The following is a 23070-nucleotide window of genomic DNA, read 5'->3' on the forward strand; positions in this document are numbered from 1 at the left end:
CGCGCGAGGTTTCTCGCCGCGGCAAACGCCGTTCTCCGCAACCGCAAACACTGCTCTCCGCAACCGCAAACACTGCTCTCCGCAACCGCAAACGCCCCGCTCCGCAGCCGCTGTCTATTTGGGGAAGCATGGTATACACTAAGTTTGTGACCGGTCACGAGCCTAGTGAGCCGGAGCGATAAGCTGCGTCACACTCAAGGCAGAGTGGCACACGCGGAAAGCGGATACGATGACACATATGACGACGGAGCGCAAGAAAGCAACGATTAGGGATGTGGCCCGTATGGCAGGCGTGTCATACGGTACGGTATCCCGGTATCTCAACGGCAATGAACACGTATCGTCGAGCGCCGCCGAGCGGATCGCCAAAGCCATCGAGGAGGCGCAATACACGCCGAACAAGGCGGCCCGGTCGCTGGCCCAGCAACGCACCTCCATGGTCGCGTTCATCGTACAGGTGGAATCGATCTCGACACTGATGCAGGCCAGCGTCTCGGAAGCCATGGCGAACGCCAACCAGACCCTTGGCGAGGCCGGCTATCAGATGGTCACGCTGATCGCCAACAGCGAGGAATCGACCCAACGCATCGCGCAGCTGGTGCAGAGCGACTTCGCGGACGGCTACCTGATGTTCTCGCTGAGCGAGGATGATTCGCTACTGAACATCTTCCGCTCCGCAAACCGCCCGGTGGTGCTCTCGGAATCCAACTCACACAACACGACGCCATATCCGGCCGTCGATTTCGCCAATACCGCCGGCCAGCGCGACATCACGAACTATCTGATAGAGCGGGGATGCGCGAAGTTGGCCTACGTATGCGGGCCCGGGTATTCCCCCTCCTCGATCAAGCGACTGAACGGCTTCAAACAGGCGATGGGTGACCGATTCGATGACGGGCTCGTCTATTACGCCGACGATTGGGAGATCAACAGCGGCGAACTGGCCGCAGTCGCATTCCAGCCCAGGCTCGATGAGGTGGACGCCATCGCCTGCGCCAATGACGACATCGCCATCGGGGTCATCAACCAGCTGCATCGTTTCGGCTATCGCGTGCCCGACGATATCGCCGTGACCGGCTTCGATGACTCCCCGATCGCCCTGATGTCCGATCCGAAACTCACTACGGTCCGTCAGGATTCCAGCCTGCACGGGCGCGAGATGTCCCAACTGCTGCTGAGCATGCTGCGTGGGGAGGCCGTGGACGACCACACCGTCACCATGCTCCCGACCACGATCGTCGAGCGCCAGTCGGCCTAGCGGAAATTAAGCAATGGCTGTCGGTTTTCTCCTTCAGGGACATGGATGATTGTCCCTGAAGCTGGGATTCGCCCTTTCTTATCCTTCCGGGACACGAAAACCTGTCCCGGAAGCGCAATACGGACCTTTTCGCGCTTCCGGGACAGATTCACCGGCTCGCCGCACCGCAACACGCACACAACCGCACCAAGAATCCTTGAAATTCCGCCATTCCTTCCACCCGCAACCCACGCACCAGACAGCCCGGAAGCGGAATTCGTGTCCCGGTACACCAAAAACAGCCAAACCGCACTTCCGGGACACGAAAACCTGTCTCTGAAGACAGAATCAGCCCCTCCCCGTCCTTCCGGGACACCTCCGGGACACAAAAGCCCGTCCCGGAAGCCGCAATCTGCACGTTTCTCTCTTTCAGAGACACGAAAAACGTCCCGGTACGCGAATCCGCCCGTTTCCCCGCATACCGGGACATTCTCAACGCCTCATAACCCGTAAGAACCGAATCCATGGCCCGCATCCTGACCGAGTCCCGGAGCCCGAAGCCCCCACCGAACCCAAAACCCGGCCACAATCCGGCATACTGTTACAGCAGCTCCAGCGTCACGTCGAGCTTCAGCGGCTTGTCCGCCTGCAACTGGAACTCGGGATGCACGGGCGCGCCCCAAGTGTCGTCGCCGCCGACGCCCATCTGGGCGGCGAGCAGGCGCAGGAACGTATGACGCACCGGCGGCAACTCATCGGCATGCGTGGCGTCCTCGAGCATCAGCGAGCTGTACGGCAGCAGGCTCACCGCGAACGGCGAGGCGTCCGGCCCGGCCGCCGTGACGCGCATGCCGCGGCCGTGCACATCGGTGATCTCGGCCCAGCGCACGCCCTCATGGTTGCCGGTCTCCTGCGGAATCAGGTACGGCGCGAAGTCCTCGGACGCGGTCCGCTCGAAAATGCCGAGCTTGGCGCCATGCAGACGATCCGCGTACGTCTCCTCGGGTCCCAGACCGTAGAAGCGCAGATGATCGTACTGCGCCGGCAGCATCCATTCGAGGCCGAACGCCGGCAAGGTGGCCACGTCCGCCTCGCCCGGGTATTCGGCGGTCAGGTGGATACGCAAGGCGGCGTCGATCTCGTAGCGCACCACAACCGGCGTATGCGCGGCGTCGGCCAGCTCATAGGTGTATGTGCCGGTCAGGCCGTCCACGCCCTGCTCGATGGCGGTGTTCGTCACGCGCGCATAGCGTCCGGCGGCGAACCATTGGGCACGATCAAAGCCGGACTGGTTACCGCGATCGTTGTCCACCAACGCACGGAAGGTGGTCAGCGCGGGCCGGCGGATCACCATTTCGCGATCCGGCTCGCTGCTCTTGCCGCCGCTGAAGCCGTCCGTGCCGAAGCGACGGTACGATACCAGTCCGCCCGCGGTCTTGGACAGCAGCGCTTCGGCGGCATCGTTGTGGATGCCGGCGTTGAAGGGATCCTCGGCCACGACGGCCAGCGGCGAGGCGCCTGCAACCGAGCCGACACCAGCGCTCGAATCCGAATCCGAAGAATCCGCAGCACCCTCGCCATCCCCGAAGTCCATGCTCGCCACATACTGCCCGAACGTCAGCTCATATCCGGCCGGCGCCCAATCAGTAGCCGAAGCCAGTCGCTGGTCGACCTCATACACGACTTCGGCACGGCCCGTCAGCGGCACCAGATCGGTGACGCGGGGGAAGTCGATCGGCAGGCGCTGGGTGTCGCCGGCCGGCACATCGAACCGGTAATCCGCATGCCACCGTTCGACGCCGTTCACCAGCACGCGAGCGGTGAACACATACGCGGCGGTGGAGATGAACAGGTTGTCGTTGACGATGGTCACGCCGCTTTCGTCCGGCGTCAGGCTCACGTTGGCGTACAGCTGCTTGACCTCCTGCGCCTTGGGCGTCACACTGCGATCCGCGAAGACGATGCCGTTGCCGGCGAATTCGTAGTCGGTGGGGCGGTCGTCGAAGTCGCCGCCGTATCCAAGCCGCTCGGTACCGTCGCCGAGGTGCTGGAACAGGGCCTGATCCACGTAATCCCAGATGAATCCGCCCTGGTACTTCGGGTACTGTTCGAGCGCGGTGTACAGGTGCAGCCCGCCGGAGGAGTTGCCCATCGAATGGCAGTATTCGCAGGAGATGTACGGCTTCTGCCCCTCGCCGAACAGGTAGAGTTCCTTGATCTCGTCCGGCTTGGCGTACATGCGGCTCATGATGTCGGTCACGTCGCTGTATTCCGGCTCGTTGTACACGCTCTCGTAGTGCACCGGGCGCGCGGGGTCGGTCTCGTGCACGAAGTCGCGCATGGTGCGGAACACGTCACCGCCGAACGACTCGTTGCCGAGCGACCAGATCAGCACGCTCGGATGGTTCCAATCGCGGCGCATCATGCTGTTGAGGCGGTCCACGCAGGCGGCTCGCCATTCGTCGCGGCTGCCGGGCACGGCGGTTTCCGCGTGGAACGTGCCGTCGCCGTACGTCCAAGTGCCGTGGGTCTCGAGGTTGGTTTCGTCGATCATGTAGATGCCGTATTCGTCGCACAGCTCGTACCAGCGGGTCTGGTTGGGGTAGTGGCAGGTGCGCACGGCGTTGATGTTCAGCCGCTTGAATTCGCGGATGTCCTGCAGCATCACCGCTTCGGAGACCGTGCGGCCGGTACGTGCGTCGAATTCGTGACGGTTGACGCCACGGAACACGATGCGCTTGCCGTTGAGCTTCATCAGACCGTCTTCGATGGCGAAGTGGCGGAAGCCCACGCGCTGCGGCACGACTTCGATCACGTGGCCTGTGCCGTCCAGTGCGGTGACGGTCAGCGTGTACAGGGTGGGTTCCTCGGCGCTCCACGGGGCGACCTGCCCCACGTTCGCCTTCCATGTCACGACGGCATCGGGCGTGGCATCGAAGCCATCGTCGCCATCACCCTCACCCGAGGCCTCCCCGGCCAATCCAGCGGCGATTGTGGCGATGTCGGTGGTGTCCGAATCATTCACATGACGGGTTTCGCGCCAGACCTCCGCGCCATCGGCGTCGCGCAGCACCGCTTCGAATGCCGCCGCGCCTGCGGCATTGCGCACGATGGCGTCGATGCTCAGCTCGCCCTCGCCGCTGACGTGGTCATAGTCGGCGGTGATGCGCAGATCGTTCACATGCACTGACGGCTGGGCGGCCAGCTCCACCGAACGGAAGAGGCCGTGCATGCGCCAGAAGTCCTGGTCTTCGAGCCAGCTGGCGGAGGAGTACTGGAAGCAGGCCACGGCAAGGGTGTTCGCGCCCGGCTGCAGCAATGCGGTCACGTCGAATTCGCTGGGGGTGTAGGAATCCTCGGAGTACCCCACAAAGTCGCCGTTGAGCCAGACGGCGATGGCTGTGGATGCGCCTTCAAAGGTCAGGGTGATGGGGGAGAGCGGCTCTCCGGTTTCGCCGGCGCGCTTATTGGAGGCTATTGCAGCCGCGACTTTGGCTTCCGGCGCAAATGTACGCCGGTACAGCGCGATGTGATTGTGCTCGGGGATGCCTGGTGCCTCAGGTGCCTCATGGCCGGACCAAGGGTACTGCTGGTTGACGTATTGGTGATTGAGGAAGCCTTTGACTTCAAGGCATGAGGGCACGTCGATTGGCTCATATGAGGAGTCGTCGTACTCTGCGTCCGCGAATTCGGCTTGGGCCAGTGCATCGGTTCCGAGCTCGGCAAGATCGGCGATGGATACCAGCCATTCGCCGTCGAGGCTCTGCTTGAGATCCATTGTCTCGCCGGCGCCCGGCACATGGTCATAGTACTTGTGGCTGGAATGCGCGGTCAGCCTGTTCACCGCGAACACGCGCGGATCGGCGAGCCAGGCTGGATCGAATGCTGTGGCCGCCATCATTGAGCTGGTCATGTTACGTATGCTTCCTTTCACCGGCACCCCATAGTGCCTCGGCATTTGTTCATATCCTTTACCAATGGTACTCACACGTACTGTCCGAAGAACTGTTTGTGCTGCATCGTATTCGCAGAGATGACAATATGTTCGTATATTGGTGAGCAGGTAAGGAGTTCCTATGGTCACCATGAAGGATGTCGGGCGCGAAGCCGGCGTGTCCGCGATGACGGTTTCCAACGTGCTTCGTGGTAACGATAACGTTGCTCCGGAAACCGCCAAGCGCGTGCGCGAGGCCGCGGACAAGCTGCATTACCGGCTGAACACCACCAGCCTGTCCGCGCGCAGCCTGCGCGTATCCACCAGCCGTAAGGGCAAGGAGTACGGCACCATCGGACTGGCGATTTTCGAGCTTGACCAGCCATATCCCTCCCAACTCGCCTCGCTGATCTCGATAGAGGCCGAAAAGCGCGGCTATCAGACGGTGGTGCAGCAGACGCGCATCAACGAACTCAACGAACGTTCGATCATCGAACGCATGTCCAACCAGTTCTGCGACGGGCTGCTGTTCAGCTCCAGCCGACACGGCATACGAGATCGAGACCTTGTCCAATCACCGGCCGACTGTGCTGCTGGATGACGACCGCCGGCAGACCGATATCGATACCGTGCTGACACCGTGTGAGGCCGGTGCGCAGGCGGCGATCACCTACCTCTACGGAATCGGGCGTCGCCGAATCGGCATCATCGGCGCCAATCCGGCGGTGAATGAGGTGTCGCTCGACGACAATCGCGTAACCAAAGGCCGCCGTATCACCGGCTGCCGGACGGCGTTCGAGGAGTTGGGCATGCCTTGGGATTCCTCCCGCATCATCCCGACAGCATGGAATGACGTGGATGCCCGGCAGGCCGTACACACCTATGAATCGACGATCCGCGACTGCGACGCCCTGTTCTGCATGACCGACACGGTGGCGTTCGGCGTGATTCGCGGGCTCAAGGATATCGGACTCGATGTGCCGCGCGATATCGCCATCATCGGATTCGATGGCATCGCGATGGGGGCGTCCATGGTGCCGTCGCTGACCACGGTGGCCGTCGACATCGAAGACATCGCCCGGCGGTCAGTGGATCTGCTGATCAGGCGCATCGACGACGAACCCGACCTTCCCCATCAGCGCATCACCGCGGCATTCCACATCGAACGCCGCGAATCCGCCTGATATACGAAGAATGGCTCCCCAGCGGGGAGCCATTCACATACTGTGCGCACCTACCCGCGAGCTTACGTGCCCACGCACCTGCCCACGTACCGCACAAGCCTCACCAAACGTACGCTGAGTGGCGCTCAGCGTACGTTTGGTGAGGTAATAGACAGCCGAGCGTCAGTGGCGCTTGCGGTTGAGCAGGAGGATGCCTCCGGCCAGAATCAGCACCACAGCCATAGCGGCCACGATGGTGACGTTGGAGCCGGAATCAGTCAGCTTGCCACCCTGATCGGCGGTGTTCGGCTTGGCAGTGTTGTCCTTGTCACCACCGGGCTGCTGCTCACCACCCTTGGCCTTCACCGTCACCGTGAATGTGGTGGTGATGTTCTTATCGGCCTTGAGCGTGAGCGTCACCGTCAGGGTGCCCGCGTTGGCGAACGGCTTGGACAGATCCACCGGATGATCGGAACCGTCGAAGAAGGCGGCCGTCGCATACTCGCTGGCGTCCAAATCGCGCGTGGTACCGTTGGAGAGCTGGGCGCTCACCTTCAGCCCCTCGGCGGAGTACGTCTCGCCAACCGTGTATTCGGTCTTGGTGGGGTTCTGGGCCACGCCGATGCCGGTGATGGTCACGTCCGGCTCAGGCTGCACCTGTTTGGGGGCGACCGTCAAACCGAATGTGGTCGTGACCTCGGGATTCTCCACTGCGGATACCGTCACGGTCAGGTCTCCGGCCGGGAGCGGCTGGCTGAGATCGACCGCGTTGCCATCCTTGTCTGCCGCGGACAGCGTGTACTCGCTCGGCAGCAGTTCGTCGGTGTATTCACCGGTCCACTTGCCTTCCACCTTGAGACCGGAAGCGGCAGCGGAGAACAGGTCGCCCTCCGTGTACTTGGTCTCCGGGTTGACGGTAGCGGTCAGCGAATCCAGTGTGGGCAGCGGGTCGGCTGCCTGGAAGATCTTCACTTCGGCCACCTTCACGTACGGATAGTCGCTTCCGTTGTCCACCGGGGTGACGATCAGGCTGATGGCCTTGGTGGCGGGCAGTCCGCTCAGGTCGAGGACGGTAGGCTCGGCGGGCTTGCTGGCGTCGGGCTTGCCGATCAGATCGGTATCCACCCACTTGCCATCCTCGCCAAGGTACTGCACCTGGAACTGGGCGGGTGCGGCCTCGGCCTTGGTCTGGTCAACGTAGAACTCCAGATCTCCGAGCTTGTACGCTTGGTCGAAGGTCCAGTTGATCCATGCCGGATTGGCCGGCGCGTTCTCGGACTTGTCCTTCCAGTTCGACCAATTGGTGCCAAGATTGCCGTCGGACGCGTCCGAAGCCTTGGATGTGCTCCACATGGTCTGCACATCGGATGCGGCAGCGGACGAGCGGAACTTGTAGGCCAGGTTGGTCACGTTCTGCACGCGAACACGGAAGCGCGCGACCTTGCTGCCGTCCACATTGAGCTTGACCGTCACCGGCACGACGCCGGCCTTGGAGGAATCGAAGCCCAGCAGCGTGTACTCGGACGGATCGAGCACACGGGTAGTGCCGTCAGACAAGGTGGCTGTCACTTCCAGTCCGGAGACGTCCAAGGACTCGCCGGTCTGGTAGTCGGTCTTGGTCGGCTGCTTGGTCACGGCGATGGAGGCGATGTCCGTCACCGGGGCGGCCGTTTCGACCAGCGTCACGTTGTCCACATAGGCAGCGGAGGCATCATTCAGATCAGGCTGCGCGATGTTGACCCACAGGGCGCTGTCTGCCGGCACATCCCACGGCACAGTGAACGTACCGCGCACGTACACCTTGTCACCGCCGTCAGCGGTTTCGGCGTCCACCGACTTGTTCAGCAGCACAGTGCCATACTGGCTGAAGTTGCCGCCTGCACCGGAGCCTTCCTTGCGGGAACGGACGGTGGCGGTCACCGTGGATGGAGTCTGGTCGTTGCTGGCACCGGTGGTGACCCAGAATCCAAGTTCATAGGTCTTGCCGGGCTGCGCGGGGATGTTGCGCTGATCGATCTGCGTGAACGAGACGCCGTCGCTCTTGCCGAGCTTGGCGGCTCGTTCGCCGGAAACCACCGCGTTCTGCTGGTTGAGGTCGGAGCGGTAGCGCTTGATCTTGGCGTCGTTGTAGTTGTCGCGGTTCTTCGAATGGTCGCGGTTGGCCGGCGCCCACGGCGAGATGCCGTTCTTCGGCTGGCTGGCCTTGCCGTGGTTGATGCTTTCGAACGAACCGTCCCACAGCTGGTCGTATACGGTCGAGACGCTGATGCCGGTGACCGCACCGGACTTGCCGGTGTTGGTCAGGGTCAGCTTGGACACGTCGGACGAGGTGCGCACGTGCAGCACCTGCTCGCCTTCGCCGGTGGTCTTTTGTGCGTATCCGCGATCGTTAGCCAGTCCGGCTTCGAGCACGGCGTCACCGGCAGTGGTGGCCTTGATCTCCAAGGTGGCGTTGCCGGGCGCGTCGATGGTCACGGACTTGCCTGCGGACAGGTCCCCCACAGCACCGGTTTCGGTGGTATCGGCACCTTGGAAGGCACCCACGGCCGGGGCGGACCAACCGGACACCACGTGCTGGGTGCCATAGGTCTGCTTGGCGTGATCGAAGCCATGCGGGAAGTCGAGGGTCTTGAGCGCATTGTCACCAGTCAGATACTTGTTGCTGATGGCGAACGGGAAGCTGTCGCTGGCCATCGCACGGCCCTTGCCGGCTGCGTAATCGGTGGCCTTGGCGGAGTAGAGCGAGCTCAGATCGCCCTTGGCTACGGCCTCGAGGTCCAGTCCGGTGGCGGCGACATAGTCAGCCAGGGAGACGTACTGGTTGCCGTTCTCGCCGACCTTGGCCCATTGGGTCTGATCGCCGCCGACGTACAGGTTGCTGCCATAGTTGATCTGGAAGCCGTCGTCATTGATCTTGCTGTTCTGGTCGGTCAGCGTGGTGCCATCTTGCGCAATGATCACGTTGTTGTTGTACGTCACGCCGGCGTTCTGCGCATTGTTGGAGAACGTGACCTTCTCGCCCTTGGGCAGGATGGTCGTGTTGTTGTAATAGTTCATGTCGGTGATGCCGTCGAGCGTCACCGTGCGGTAGGTGTCGGTGGAGTCGTCCCGTGGCGTGGCGGCGACGCCGTCGTTGACGGACAGGTTGTATCGGAAGGTGCCGCCGAGAGCCGTGCCGATCTCGTCCGGATTGTTGTACCAGTCGGTGCAGGCGCACACGAGGGCCGCGCCGCCGGCGTTGTCATGGCTGTAGTTGTACTGGAATACGGTGTTGCGCGTGCCGTAGTCGAAGTCCCATGCGGTGCCGTCGTTGTTGCCGGGCAGCTTCTTGGTGTTGGTCACCTCGTTGAACTGGAACAGCGTGTTGTCGGAGTTCCAGTTCCAGATGCCGGCGTTGGAGCCCTGGCCGTTGACGCTTGCCGCGTTCTCCAGATAGTTCTTCTCCACCACTGCGCCATCGGACATCTGCACGACGATGCCGTCGCCGCCGATGTCCTTCAACGTGTTGGATGCGATGTACAGGTTCCTGTTCGGGGTCCACGGGTACTGGTCGCGGGTGGAGCCGCTCACGCCGCATTCCCAGGCCACGTCCTCGCGGCAGCGGAAGTCGGAGGACATGTTGATGCCGGATCGGTTCACGTTGGTGATGGTGTTGCCCACGATCTGCACGTCGTTGAACCAGGATCGGGTGGCACGGGAGGTATCGGACTTGACGCTGCCCTTGGTTTTGTCAGCGCCATCGACAGGGATGGAGCGACCGTAGTTCTCCAGCTGGATGGCCGCGGATCCGCCAAGGTCCTTCTGCTTTTCGCCGTAAATGTCGTGGATGGAGTTGTTGCGGATGATGATGCCGTTCAGCTCGCCGGCGTTGTCGTTTTCGGCGGTGATGCCACGGCGCATGTATTTGTAATAGTTCGCTTCGGTGTCGGTATTGGAGATGTCGAGGTTCTCCACGGTGATGTATTCGCTGTTGCGCAGCAGGACCACATCGGCCACGCCGGCACCGTCGAGCTTCGGTGCGGGGGCTGTGGCGTCGCCGTAATCGCCGATGACGATCGGAGCTTCGGCGGTGCCGCGCGTGTTCACGATGCGCAGGGCGGCTTTGATGGTGGTGCCGTCTACCGTCTGATCCTCACCGGTACAGGTGGTGCCGCGTTTGAACAGCAGTCGGTCGCCGGCCTTGAGGGTGACGTTGTTGGCTGCGGCGAATGAGTTGAACGGCTTGTCCTGCGTGCCGTCGCCATTAGGGGCCGCCTGGCAGTCGACGTAATATGAGGTGCCGGTGGCTGGGGTGTCTTGGGTCGTCTCGTCCGCATAGGCTGCGACGGTCGGCACCAGTGCCATACCGGACAGCAGCGTCGCGCTGGCGACTGTGCCCGCGAATAGGCGCCTTAGAGTGGATTGGGTCATTGAAGAAACCTCCTCGCTTCTTCTTCATTGATGTTTGCGCAATCAAACGAATGCGCACGCCATTTCTGCCCCCCAATAGCGCCCGCGTCCTTCCTCGCAGTTAGGCGCACCGAGGTAGTTTGTAAGTATAGTCAAAACACGTGACCGGTTACAAATTTTGGCAAATCTGCGCGCATGAAATGGCATCCATAACAAAAAAGCGGCCCCGAAAGGCCGCTGTTCAATGATTGATTGCACCCGAAAAGGTGTTAGCTGGGACTATGCCGGCGCTGTACCGGACTAGCCTAGCCGAACTCAGTCGTCGCCGAGCGTCAGGTGGACGCCGCCGACCAAGGTGCTGACCACGTTATACAGCAGGGAAATAATCGTGGTGAGCAGGGTGGCAATCACAACCTCGATGATGGAGAAGATGGTCACGCCGGAGATCACGGTGGTCAGGGACAACACGTTCTTCAAGTCGAATCCCTCGGTGTTGAGACCGGTGCTGGAAACGATCTGGGTGATCTGTCCGAAAACGCCGACGGCGTCAAGCATGACCCATACCAGCGCGGCGGCGACGATCTGGATGATGGCGCCGGCGATGGAAAGCATGAACGTCACCTTGGCCACGGACCAGGCGTCCACGCGGGTCAGGGACAGGCTCATGCGGCGTGCGCGCGGCGTGCGGCGCACGTTCGGACGCGAGGTGGTGGGAGTGCTGCCGTTCGGCAGAGCGGATTCCTCGGGATCGCTGGACACGGAACGTGCCACGCGGGGGGCACCCTGCGCAGGGCTGATCAACGGCTCAGCAGGTTCGACTGTGGGTGGGGCCACGGGCTGCATGACCGGCTCGTTTCCTTCGAGATTCTCGCTCATCGTTTCTCCTTACAGGCTATCGGTAGCCTCTGCTGTTAGCGAGGCTACCAGCTTTTCCGGACGCCGCTCACTCGGCGTCCGCGTTGTTCACATTCTCCTCGGATTGCGCGGATTCGGCGGCCTCGGTGGCCTCAGCAGGTGCGGCGGCCTCAGTGGACTCGGCTGCAGCATCGGCCGCATCGGCAGCAGATCCAGCCTCCTCGTCGTCCTTCTCCTCGTTGCGCGCGATGGACAGGATCTCATCGCCCTTGTCCGGCTTGGCGAAAGTGACGCCCTGCGTGGTGCGGCCGGTGCGGTTCACCTCGTCCACATTGGAGCGGATCACCTTGCCGGACTTCATGATGGCCATGACCTGATCGTCCTCGGACACCACGAGCGCGCCCACCAGCGAGCCGCGGCCCTCCACGAGCTGCACAGCCTTCACGCCGAGGCCGTTGCGGCCTTGCAGACGGTATTCCGAGATGGCGGTGCGCTTGGCGAAGCCCTCGTTGGTGACTACGAAGAGGTCCTTGTCGGAATCCTCCGGCACCACGTCCATGGCGAGCAGGCTGTCGCCCTCGCGGAACTTCATGCCCTGCACGCCGGCGGTCTGACGGCCCATCGGGCGCAGCTGCTCGTCGTCGGCCTGGAACTTCAGGCTCATGCCGAGGCGCGAGACCAGGATGATGTCGTCCTCGGCGTTGCACAGCGCGGCGCCGATCAGCTCGTCAGCGTTCTCGCCGTTCTCGTCGGTCATCAGGCGCACGGCGATCAGACCGCCCTGACGAGCGGAATCGTATTCGGCCAGCGGCGTCTTCTTGACCTTGCCGGAGCGGGTGGCGAGCACCAGGTACTTCGCCACGTCGTAGTTCGGAATGGACAGTACGGCCTGGATCTGCTCGTCGGGCGCGAACTGCAGCAGGTTGGCCACGTGCTGACCCTTGGAGTCGCGCGAACCTTCCGGCAGCTCGTAGGCCTTGAGCCGGTAGACGCGGCCCTTGTTGGTGAAGAACAGCAGCCAATTATGCGTGGAGGTCAGGAAGAAGTGATCCACCACGTCGTCCTCACGCAGCTTGGTGCCCTTGATGCCCTTGCCGCCGCGGTGCTGGGCGCGGTATTCGTCGGCCTTGGTGCGCTTGATGAAGCCGGAGTGGGTGACGGTGACCACCACGTTCTCTTCGGCGATCAGGTCCTCGACGTTCATCTCGCCGGAGAACGGCAGGATCTTGGTGCGGCGCTCGTCGCCGTACTTGGCCACGATCTCGTCGAGTTCGTCGCCGATGATCTTGCGCTGGCGCTCGGGCTTGGCGAGGATGTCGATGTAGTCGGCGATCTTGCGCTGCAGCTCCTCATGTTCGGCGACGATCTTGTCGCGGTTCATGCGGGTGAGCGTGCGCAGCTGCATGGCCAGGATGGCGTCCGCCTGCACCTGGTCGATGTCGAGCAGCTGCATCAAACCGGTGCGCGCGGCATCGGTGTCTTCGGAGGCGCGGATGAGGGCGATGACCTCGTCCAGCATGTCGAGCGCCTTGAGATAGCCCTGCAGGATGTGGTCGCGCTCCTCGGCCTCGCGCTTGAGGTACGCGGTGCGACGGGCGATGACGTCGAGCTGGTGGCCGACCCAGTGACGGATGAAGGCGTCCAGGCTCAGCGTGCGCGGCACGCCGTCCACCAGAGCCAACATGTTCGCGCCGAACGTCTGCTGCAGCTGGGAATGCTTGTACAGGTTGTTGAGCACGACCTTCGGCACGGCGTCGCGCTTGAGGACCAGCACGAGGCGCTGGCCAGTGCGGCCGGAGGTCTCGTCGCGCATGTCGGCGATGCCCTGGATCTTGCCGTCGCGCACGGCTTCGCGGATGGAGACGACCAGACGGTCAGGGTTCACCTGATACGGCAGCTCGGTGACCACCAGGCACATGCGGCCGTTGATCTCCTCGGTGTTGACTACCGCGCGCATGGTGATCAGTCCGCGACCGGTGCGGTAGGCCTGTTCGATGCCCTTGTGGCCAAGGATGGTGGCGCCGGTGGGGAAGTCCGGTCCCTTGATGATGCGGATCAGGTTGTCGAGCAGTTCCTCGCGGCTCGCGTCCGGGTGTTCGAGCGCCCAGTGCACGCCTTCGGCGACCTCGCGCATGTTGTGCGGCGGGATGTTGGTGGCCATGCCGACGGCGATGCCGGCGGAACCGTTGACCAGCAGGTTCGGGAAGCGCGCCGGCAGTACGGTCGGCTCCTGGGTCTTGCCGTCGTAGTTGGGCACGAAGTCGACGGTGTCCTTGTCGATGTCGCGCACCATTTCCATGGCCAGCGGAGCCATACGGCATTCGGTGTAACGCATGGCCGCAGCCGGATCGTCGCCGGGGGAGCCGAAGTTGCCCTGACCATCGACCAGCAGATAGCGCATCGACCAGGACTGGGCCATGCGCACGAGGGTGTCGTAGATGGCGGCGTCGCCGTGCGGGTGGTACTTACCCATCACATCGCCGACCACGCGGGAGCACTTGTTGTAGCCGCGGTCGGGGCGGTATCCGCCGTCGTACATCGCGTAGACCACGCGGCGGTGCACGGGCTTCATGCCGTCGCGCACATCCGGCAACGCGCGTTCCACGATCACGGACAGCGCGTACGCCAGATAGGATTCGCGCATCTCCTGCTGCAGATCCTTGCGCTGGATGCGTTCGCCGGTCATCAGACCGTAGTCGGTGTTGTCCGCCTCCTGCGGGCTCAACGGCTCCATCGAGCCGTCCGGCATGAACTGATCGTCGGTGCCGTCGCCGTCCGTCGGCACATTGTTGTTTTCGTCTGCCACTTATACCGTTTCCTTTAGTGATATCTGGCTCCCCTCAGAGAGGAGAGCCAAGGGATTGCATCCTCTGCTCGCGGAGGATTCCGTCACGCGTCGATCCAGCGGACGTTCTTGGCGTTGCGCTGGATGAACAGGCGGCGGGGCTCCACCTCGTCGCCCATCAGCATCGAGAAGGTCTCATCGGCCGCGGCCGCATCCTCGATGTGCACCTGCTTCAGGATGCGGTGCTCGGGATCCATGGTGGTCTCCCACAGCTCCTGGTAGCTCATCTCGCCCAGACCCTTGTACCGCTGGATGCCTTCGCCCTTGGGCAGCTGGCGACCCTTCGCCTTGCCTTCGGCGAGCACACGGTCGCGTTCGGCGTCGGTGTACACGAAGTCGTGCGGGCCCTTGGTCCACTTGAGCCGGTACAGCGGCGGCATGGCCACGTAGACGTATCCGGCGGTGATCATCGGGCGCATGTAGCGGAAGAACAGCGTCAGGTTTAGGGTGGCGATGTGCGCGCCGTCCACATCGGCATCGGCCATGATGATGACCTTGTGGTAGCGGACCTTGGAGATGTCGAAGTCCTCGCCGTAGCCGCCGCCCACTGCGGTGATCAGCGATTCGATGGTGTCGGACTTCATCATGCGGTCCAGGCTGGCGCGCTCGGTGTTGAGGATTTTGCCTCGCAGCGGCAGGATGGCCTGGGTGATGGGGTTGCGGCCCTGGATGGCGGAGCCGCCTGCGGAATCACCCTCCACGATGAACAGCTCGCACTCTTCGGGGTTCGAGGACTGGCAGTCCTTGAGCTTGTCCGGCATGCCTGCGGATTCGAAAATGGATTTGCGGCGGGTGTTCTCGCGCGCCTTCTTGGCGGCCAGACGCGCGCGCGAGGCTTCGATGGCCTTCTGGATGATGTTCTTGGCCTCGGCAGGATGGGCGTCGAACCAGTCGCCGAGCTTGTCGGTCATCACGCGCTGCACGAAGGTCTTGGCCTCGGAGTTGCCGAGCTTGGTCTTGGTCTGGCCTTCGAATTGCGGGTTGGTGAGCTTCACGGAGATCACGGCGGTCAGGCCTTCGCGCACATCGTCGCCGGACAGATTCTCGTCCTTGTCCTTCAGGATGCCCTTGTCGCGCGCGTACCGGTTGACCAGCGAGGTCAGCGCCGCACGGAATCCTTCCTCGTGCGTGCCGCCTTCGGTGGTGGAGATGGTGTTGGCGAAGGTGTGCACCGATTCGGAGTAGGCGGTGGTCCACTGCATGGCCAGTTCGGCGGAGATGCCGAGCTTCAGGTCCTCGGCCTCGAAGCTGATGACCTCATCCTCGACCGGGTTGACCTTGCGCACCTTGACCAGATAGTCGACGTAATCCTTGATGCCGTTGGCATACTGGTAGGTGACGGTCTGATGGGTCTCGCCGGCGTCCGGCGCATCGTCGCCGGCCACCTCGTCGCCGGCCTGATCGGGTTCGCGCAGGTCGGTGAGGCTGATTTTCAGGCCCTTGTTGAGGAAGGCCATCTGCTGGAAGCGGGAGCGCAGGGTCTCGAAGTCGTAGACCGTGGTCTCGAAGATCTTCGGGTCGGCCCAGAAGGTCACGGAAGTGCCGGTGGACTCGCCCTCGGCCATCGGCTCGCCCTGCTTCAGACGTGCGGTGGGGTGCTGGTCGAGGTAGGTCTGGGTCCAGTGGAAGCCCTGACGGCGCACTTCGATGTCCACTCGGGTGGACAGCGCGTTCACCACGGAGATGCCCACGCCATGCAGGCCGCCGGAGACCGCGTAACCGCCACCGCCGAACTTGCCGCCGGCGTGCAGCTTGGTCATCACGGTTTCCACGCCGGAGACGCCTTCGCCGGGCACCTCATCCACCGGGATGCCTCGACCGTCGTCCACCACGCGGATGCCGTTGTCCGGCAGAATGGTGACTTCGATGTGGCTGGCGTATCCGGCCAACGCCTCGTCGACCGAGTTGTCGACGATCTCGTAGACCAGATGGTGCAGGCCGCGCGGGCCGGTGGAGCCGATGTACATACCCGGGCGGATACGCACGGCTTCCAGTCCTTCGAGCACTCTCAGATCAGAGGCCTCGTAATGTTCGGGGGCCATGGATTCGTCAAGTTCGCCCTCGGTGAGTTCCGCAGTGTTGATATGCTCCGCAGCCGCCTTCAGCTGCTCCTCTTTGCTGGTTTCGTCTGCCAACAGGCTTCCTTCCGTAACTACCGGTCAACCTCGCAAATATCGTCTATTGCTGAAGCGATATGCCGTAAGACGCCCATAAAGGGCTCTTCTAGCCGTTTGACCATACTTCATGAGATTTTACTCGTTTAGCACGACGAGCGCCATAGCGAGCCTTCTGCGGGTTCGCTACTTCCGCCGCGCCCATTTGCGCGAATAGCCGACGGCCGGACCGGTGACGCGGATTTCGTTGATGGTCAGTCCTTTGAGATTGCCCCGGATCGTTTCGGTCAGCTGGGGGATGAGATAGGTCAGCTGCGTGGCCCAGATGGTCGATTCCGCGCGTATCGTCAGCACGCCATTCGTGAAGTCGGCCACCGCCGTATGCTTGGCGACGCCTTCGCCCACCACCTGATCCCAATGGGTGCGCAGTTGCGCCAGTTTCAGGTTCGTGCTCCAGACGCCATCGCCCGCGATGGTGGACATCACGTCGCCGAGCTCGATGGGGTCGCGTCCGGGTTTGCCGAAGTTCTCGACGGCTTCCTCACGTCGCCGGCGCCGGTCTTTGAGCAGCGCTCCGCGATGCGAGATCTGCTCGAATACCTCGGCGGCGAGCTTGGTCTGGTCAAGGTGCAGGGCGAAAGCCACCGGCGGCGTCATCGTGGCCCCGATTCACCGGTATCAGCGGCGTGAGATGCGGCGTCGGCGGCCGGAGCCGCAGACGCCGCAGTATCGCCCGACAGCGAGGCATCGTCCGCAAGCGCAGTATCGCCCGACAGCGAGGCATCGTCCGCAAGCGCAGTATCGCCCGACAGCGAGGCAATCGACTGCTGCAGCGACTCTTGCAGCGACTGGGCGAAGGCGTCATACTGCGCTTTCAGCGAAGCGACATCTATCACATGCGCGCGCCCCTCGCGCGTGGCCGCCGCCGGAGCATCGCCTTCCGCAGCCACGGTGATCAGCGTCTGATCCTGCCTAGCGGCGAAATCAAGAATCTGCGCGCGTCGGCTGTCGTCCAACTGGGCGAACACATCATCGAGAATCACGATGGGCCGAGTTCCGAGCCTGTCCTGAATGACCTGGAACAGCGCCATTTTCAGCGCCAAGGCCATCGTCCACATCTCGCCGTTGGAGGCGAATTCCTTGGCGGGCATATCGAACAGTTCGAGGCTCAGGTCGTCGCGCTGCGGACCGATGAGGTTCACCCCGCGAGCCACTTCGCCGGGGTAGATGCGTTGGAAATGCTCGCTGATCGCCTGATGAGGCTCATCGAAGATCACTACTTCGTCGAACGATGGCAGATACCCCAGACTCACCTGTTCGGTCTCGCCGGCGAGATCGCGATAGATCCGCGCGAACGGTTCGGCTAGCAGCGCTATCAGATGCCGTCGCATGCGGGTGATGGCGATGCCGGCTTCGATGAACTGCCCGGTCCAGATCTCCAGACCGCTGAGCACGGCGTCCACCGGCTGTCCGGCGTTCTGGTTCGCACCCAGCTGTTTGAGCAGTGTGGCGCGCTGCTTGCCGATGCGCGTGAACTGCTGCAATGCCGCCAGATATCCAGGCTCAATCAGTGCGCCGGCCTGATTGAGGAAGGTTCTGCGCGCGGCCGGGTCGCCGGAGATCAGCCGCTGGTCCTCCGGCGTGAACGATACCGAGGGAATCTGTCCGATGATGTCGCGCAGGTACATCGACGAGCCGGAATTCACGCGGGCCCGATTCGCCCCGCGCGCATGGATGGAGGCCTCGTACGTGGTGACGTGTTCGGTGGCGGTCGTCCGGTCCTGGCCGTCGACGCCGAACTCGCCGGTGCCGTCGACCACGTTCGCGCGGATGGTGGCAGTCGTCTGTCCGCGCTCGATGAGCGGCAGGGTGCTGGAGGTGCGATGGCTGGATCCGGTGGACAGCACCTCCACTGCCTCGACGATATTGGTCTTCCCCAGGCCGTTGTTTCCGATGATCAGGTTCACACCCGGTACGAAATCGACCACTACTTGGCTCCATGAGCGGTAGTGGTCGAGGGCAAGTCGCGAAATGTACATCGGATGATGGTCGATTCCTAGGAATTACCGGATCGCGGTCCTATGGGTTCAGCTGTTGAAACGCATCGGCACGAGCAGGTACCGGTAGTCCATCGATTCGTCGGAATCGGCTTCCTGCTGGCCGTTGAACTCCACCGGCTTGACCGGGGTGGTCATCTTGATGCGCACGAACGGTTCGGCGATGGCGGACAAGCCTTCCTTGAGGTAGGAGGGGTTGAACGCCACGGTGATGTCGTCGCCGTCCATATCGATGTCGAGCGTTTCGTTGGCCTGGGCCTCATCCGCGGAGCCGGCGGACAGCGCCACTTCCTGGCCGGAGAAGACCATGCGGATCGGGGCGTTGCGTTCGGCTACCAGAGCCACGCGGGTGATGGCATCGAGCAGATCCTGCTTGTTCACCACGGCCTGAATCGGGTATTCGTCGGCGAACAGGCGGTCGACTGCCGGGAATTCACCATCGATGAGCTGGGAGGTGGACACGCGGCCGGCGTTTTCGAAGCCCAGCAGAGTCGGATTGTCGGCGTCGAAGTCAAGGCGGATGTTCTGGTGCTCGTCCAGCGAACGGGCCACATCCTTGAGCAGCGAACCGCGAACCAGCGTGGTCGTGTCCACATCCGGGTTCACCGGGCTCCAGGTGAAGGTGGCGCGGGCCAGACGGAAACGGTCGGTGGAGGTCAGCACGACCTTGTCGCCACGGAACTGCATGCGCACACCGGTGAGCACCGGGCGGTTCTCCTCGCGGGAGACCGCGACCGACGCCTGGTTGACGGCCTGCACGAAGGTCGGTGCGTCTACCTGGCCGAGGGCTGCGGGCACGACGGGCAGGTCAGGGTACTCGGTATCGGGCATGAGTTGCAGCGTGAACGTCGACTTGCCTGCGCTGATGGTCAGTGTCGAGTCGGTGGTGGACATGTAAGTCTTCTCGGAGCGCAGCGACTTGGTGATATCCGCCAACAGCTTGCCGAGGACCAGTACGGAACCGGGTTCGTCGACGCCGGCTTCGATGTGGTGACGTGCCGAGATTTCGTAGTTGAAGGCCGAGAACTGGAGTGTGCCGTCGACGGCTTCCAGCCGGACGCCAGCCAGAATCGGGTTCGAGGGTCGAGCGTCGATGACGCGAGACGTCCAGGCTGCGGCGTCGGCCAAGGCTGCGGTATCGATTTCGACTTTCATATGGGTTTCCCTTCGTCTGATTTCGCTGAAGAACATTCTAGCCGGTGAACGGCTAAGTCGATGTGGAGCAGTGCTCGCCGATTACTGTGCTGATGATGCCCTTCTAAGTACTGAGTAAGTAATCGCCATAATAAGCGCGGTGGATAGTGTGGATAAGTGCTCGCAGGGCTTCTGCCGCAACGGTTGATAACTATGTGCACAATGTGGATAACTTCTGCATAGCATGTGGATAAATCGCCAAGTTATCCACACCGGAAATGCCGGGTTTTGGTTATCCACATCGAGGTGGCACTTGTGCACGACTTATCCACCGCTATTTTGGGGGTAATCCACGAGTTATCCGCAGAGTTTACCCACATTTGTGAATAACTATGTGGATAACTTCGCCGCGTTTTTCGCGTGCGCACGGCGTGTTGGGCCCTTCGGCGTCGAGCAGAATCGATCCTGGAGACCGTTTTCGAGGGTTTTCGGAACCGGGTTGCGCGAAGTGCCGAAAACGTTCGCTGAAACGCATTCTCCCGGATAGCGTGATGTTCGTCCCCTGTGGCCGTAGGGAAGGCACCAGTGCCATGCGAACGGATGCTTGTGAGTTATCGGCATACAAGGCATTGGAGCGGCCGCCCAGCGCGTTTGTAGTTCGTTGCTTTTGCCAGCTCCCCTTGTCAGGACAGCACCGTAAAGCAAACAGCAGAGTTGTTTGTAGGTGTTGTGCGAGCCGACAGGCGAGCTGGCAAACCGCGCGCGAAGCGCGTCCCTGATTGCAGGACGAGCTGGCCCGCGAAGCGGGACTGAGGGGTAGTCGCTTCGTCAACAAACCTTCGCTGTCCGTAAGCCCGTCTCGCGAGGGCTTGCACCCATCTCGCAGAATCGATTCTGAAGACGAAAAACGGCACTTTTCGAGACCTCAGTCCCCAAAAGTGCCGTTTTCGGTCGCTCAGACGGATTCTCCCGGATCGGTTCCGGGCTTACTTGTCGCTGTTCTGCTTCAGACGCACGGTGAGTTCCGTGACGTAGGTGTAGATTTCCTGCTTCTGCTGCATCTCGTCGCTCACACGCGTGTAGGCGTGCATTACCGTGGTGTGATCGCGGCCGCCGAACACCTCGCCGATATCGAGAAGGCTCATACTGGTCATTTCGCGGGCCAGATACATGGCAATCTGGCGTGCGAGGGCCACGTTCTTGGTGCGCGAGCGTCCGACAAGGTCGTCGAAGGTCAGGTGGAAGTACTTGGCGACCTGGCCGATGATGTCGGTGGGCTTGATCTCCACGTCGGTGGTGAAGAAGTCCTGAAGCGTCTGCTCGGCCAGGGCGCGGGTCACCGGCTGGTTGCTCAGCGACGCAACGGCGGTAACACGGGTCAACGCGCCTTCGAGCTCACGGATGTTCTCGGTGAAGCGTTCTGCGATGAGGTCGAGCACGTCGCTGGGGATCTTCGAGCCGTTGATCGAGGCGATCATGCGCAAAATCGCGATGCGGGTCTCAAGATCCGGCGGCTTGACGTCTACGGTCAGGCCCGATTCGAAACGGGAGATCAGGCGCGCCTCGAATCCCTTGAGGTTCTTCGGCGCCACATCGGAGGCGATGACGATACGCTTATTCGCCTGATGCAACGCGTTGAACGTATGGAAGAACTGATCGAGGGTCGCTTCCTTGCCGCCGAGGAACTGGATGTCGTCGATGAGCAGCACGTCGACTTCGCGGTAGCGACGGTTGAATGCAGCGATCTGACCCTGGCTCTGGTTCGGGTTTTGCAGCGCGTCGATGAATTCGTTGGTGAATTCCTCGGACGTGACGTACCTGACCTTGAGGCTGGGGTCCTTGACCAGGGCGTAGTTGCCGATGGCGTTGAGCAGGTGGGTTTTGCCCAGACCGGACCCGCCATAGATACACAACGGGTTGAAATCCTGCCCGGAGCCTTCGGCCACCGCCAATGCCACGGTGCGGGCGAACCGGTTGGAATCGCCGGGCACGAACGAATCGAACGTGAAGTTCTTATTGAGATGCGTCTCCGGGTCGCGGTTCATCTTCTGACCGCCTACCGGATAACGGGGCTCATTCACCGGCGCGGGAACGAATTGCGTCTCAGGTTGGGGTGCAACCTCAGGCTGCTTGGCGCCATACGGTGACTGGCCGAACTGTTTGACCGTTGGGGAGGCATCCCTGCGATGGGGAGCCTTCGGCTTGGGCGCAGGCTTGGGTTTCGGCGTCATCTTAGGCGCGACTTTGAATGCGGGGAACATGGTGGTCCCGGTTACGTTCTGCAACGCCTGCAGCAACTGCTCGTTGAGATTGCCCTGAATGGCCTGCAACGTGTCATTGGAATCCACGCATAACACAATGGTCGGGCCGAACACGCCCTCGGGAATCACTCCCTCGAGCCACCCTTTTTCACGGGGAGTCAGCGACGAGCTGTGTTTGAGTATGGTGAGCGTGTCCGACCAGATGCGGGCAGCTTCGACCGCGGGGTCGGCAGATGAACCAGCCATACAGACCCCTTCTTCTTGCTCGTGCGTACATGGATACAATAGGACATGTTTACTACTATCCGCGGAAGTTATCCACCGCGTTGCGTGTTGGAAATGCTCGATTGTGAATAACATGAGTGTAATTTGTGGATAACTATCCGGGCGGAATGGTTGATATTACGCCATTATCGAGCCCACGGCGTGTTGTAATGGTTGTGTCGAAATGTGAAAACTCATCCGCTGTTTTGACTTGTGGGCAGGGTTGAGAGTAGGTTGGTATAGCTTGACTCACGTGAGGGCAGCGCGAAGCGTTGCCAAATAGACCTAGGAGCATTGATTATGAAGAGGACGTTCCAGCCGAACAACCGTCGTCGCCACATGAAGCACGGCTTCCGTCTGCGCATGCGCACCCGTTCCGGCCGCGCGGTGATCAACCGCCGTCGCGCCAAGGGCCGCAAGTCCCTGTCCGCCTGATCCCATCGATCAATACCACAGCGGCATAGTCGAGGTGGAGCGGCTGAAAAGCCATCGCGATTTTGTGTCCGTGCTGAAGCGCAGACGTAAAGTCGGTGGCCGAGATATCGTCGTGCACTATTTGGTGCCCGATGAGCAGCATGACGACCAGGCGAATCATCGTCGCCTGGGTTTGGCCGTCTCTAAATCCGTCGGCAAAGCGGTTACCCGTAATACGGTGAAGCGTAGGTTCCGAGTCCTGGCCAGGATGCACGAGCACCAACTCCCGGAACAGTGCGATATCGTATTGCGCGCCAAGCCGAGTGCGGCAACTGCCTCGTTCGCTTCTTTGGATCAGCAGATCGCAAAGTGCTTTGCTGCCGTGGCATATAAGGCGAAGTGA

At 62.0% G+C, this 23070-nt stretch carries 13 protein-coding genes and 1 pseudogene; 5 read left to right on the forward strand and 9 right to left on the reverse strand.

What is annotated here, in order from left to right; translation table 11 throughout:
* The first annotated feature begins 238 nt into the window (after nucleotides 1-238).
* Nucleotides 239-1258 carry a LacI family DNA-binding transcriptional regulator gene (locus BW14_RS06500; protein WP_140489708.1) on the forward strand — a complete coding sequence of 340 codons (1020 nt, stop codon included), beginning with the start codon at nucleotides 239-241 and terminating at the stop codon, nucleotides 1256-1258.
* A 580-nt stretch (nucleotides 1259-1838) separates the two neighbouring features.
* Here BW14_RS06500 and BW14_RS06505 read toward each other — a convergent pair.
* Nucleotides 1839-5150 (reverse strand): glycoside hydrolase family 2 TIM barrel-domain containing protein, encoded by a 3312-nt coding sequence (locus BW14_RS06505; RefSeq protein WP_258185252.1) that lies wholly within the window; start codon nucleotides 5148-5150, stop codon nucleotides 1839-1841.
* A gap of 163 nt (nucleotides 5151-5313) precedes the next feature.
* Between BW14_RS06505 and BW14_RS06510 the strand changes: the two genes are divergently transcribed.
* Complete coding sequence (locus BW14_RS06510; protein WP_140489681.1) at nucleotides 5314-5772, forward strand: LacI family DNA-binding transcriptional regulator; 459 nt, start codon at nucleotides 5314-5316, stop codon at nucleotides 5770-5772.
* The gene (locus tag BW14_RS06515; protein WP_181162320.1) at nucleotides 5738-6355 is read left to right on the forward strand and encodes a LacI family DNA-binding transcriptional regulator; all 618 of its coding nucleotides are present in this window, start codon (nucleotides 5738-5740) and stop codon (nucleotides 6353-6355) included. Before BW14_RS06510 ends, BW14_RS06515 begins: the two co-directional genes overlap by 35 nt.
* A 162-nt stretch (nucleotides 6356-6517) precedes the next feature.
* Here BW14_RS06515 and BW14_RS06520 read toward each other — a convergent pair whose 3' ends face one another.
* The 8 genes and pseudogenes from BW14_RS06520 to dnaA form a co-directional block, all read right to left on the reverse strand.
* On the reverse strand, nucleotides 6518-10744 hold the full coding sequence (locus BW14_RS06520; RefSeq protein WP_140489685.1) for a bacterial Ig-like domain-containing protein: 4227 nt from the start codon (nucleotides 10742-10744) through the stop codon (nucleotides 6518-6520).
* A 294-nt stretch (nucleotides 10745-11038) separates the two neighbouring features.
* Complete coding sequence (locus BW14_RS06525) at nucleotides 11039-11599, reverse strand: DUF3566 domain-containing protein (protein ID WP_140463784.1); 561 nt, start codon at nucleotides 11597-11599, stop codon at nucleotides 11039-11041.
* A 67-nt stretch (nucleotides 11600-11666) separates the two neighbouring features.
* Nucleotides 11667-14384 (reverse strand): DNA gyrase subunit A, encoded by a 2718-nt coding sequence (gyrA, locus tag BW14_RS06530; RefSeq protein ID WP_375138436.1) that lies wholly within the window; start codon nucleotides 14382-14384, stop codon nucleotides 11667-11669.
* An 83-nt stretch (nucleotides 14385-14467) separates the two neighbouring features.
* Nucleotides 14468-16558, reverse strand: coding sequence for a DNA topoisomerase (ATP-hydrolyzing) subunit B (gyrB, locus tag BW14_RS06535; protein ID WP_140489687.1), 2091 nt, complete (start codon nucleotides 16556-16558; stop codon nucleotides 14468-14470).
* Nucleotides 16559-16723: 165 nt separating this feature from the next.
* Nucleotides 16724-17194, reverse strand: a complete 471-nt coding sequence (locus BW14_RS06540; protein ID WP_140489689.1) for a DUF721 domain-containing protein — start codon at nucleotides 17192-17194, stop codon at nucleotides 16724-16726.
* A 209-nt stretch (nucleotides 17195-17403) separates the two neighbouring features.
* Nucleotides 17404-18576 (reverse strand): annotated as a pseudogene (recF, locus tag BW14_RS06545) (DNA replication/repair protein RecF); the annotation flags it as partial.
* Between the two features lie 48 nt (nucleotides 18577-18624).
* Entirely contained in the window at nucleotides 18625-19749 is a 1125-nt protein-coding gene (gene dnaN, locus BW14_RS06550) for a DNA polymerase III subunit beta (RefSeq protein WP_044089257.1), read from the reverse strand.
* Between the two features lie 965 nt (nucleotides 19750-20714).
* On the reverse strand, nucleotides 20715-22235 hold the full coding sequence (gene dnaA / locus BW14_RS06560; RefSeq protein WP_140489691.1) for a chromosomal replication initiator protein DnaA: 1521 nt from the start codon (nucleotides 22233-22235) through the stop codon (nucleotides 20715-20717).
* A gap of 318 nt (nucleotides 22236-22553) precedes the next feature.
* Between dnaA and rpmH the strand changes: the two genes are divergently transcribed.
* Both rpmH and rnpA read left to right on the forward strand, forming a co-directional pair.
* Entirely contained in the window at nucleotides 22554-22688 is a 135-nt protein-coding gene (rpmH, locus tag BW14_RS06565) for a 50S ribosomal protein L34 (RefSeq protein ID WP_007054596.1), read from the forward strand.
* Between the two features lie 34 nt (nucleotides 22689-22722).
* Entirely contained in the window at nucleotides 22723-23070 is a 348-nt protein-coding gene (gene rnpA / locus BW14_RS06570) for a ribonuclease P protein component (RefSeq protein ID WP_140463790.1), read from the forward strand.

Source organism: Bifidobacterium sp. UTBIF-68, assembly GCF_006408855.1.
In the GTDB taxonomy this organism is placed as follows: domain Bacteria; phylum Actinomycetota; class Actinomycetes; order Actinomycetales; family Bifidobacteriaceae; genus Bifidobacterium; species Bifidobacterium reuteri.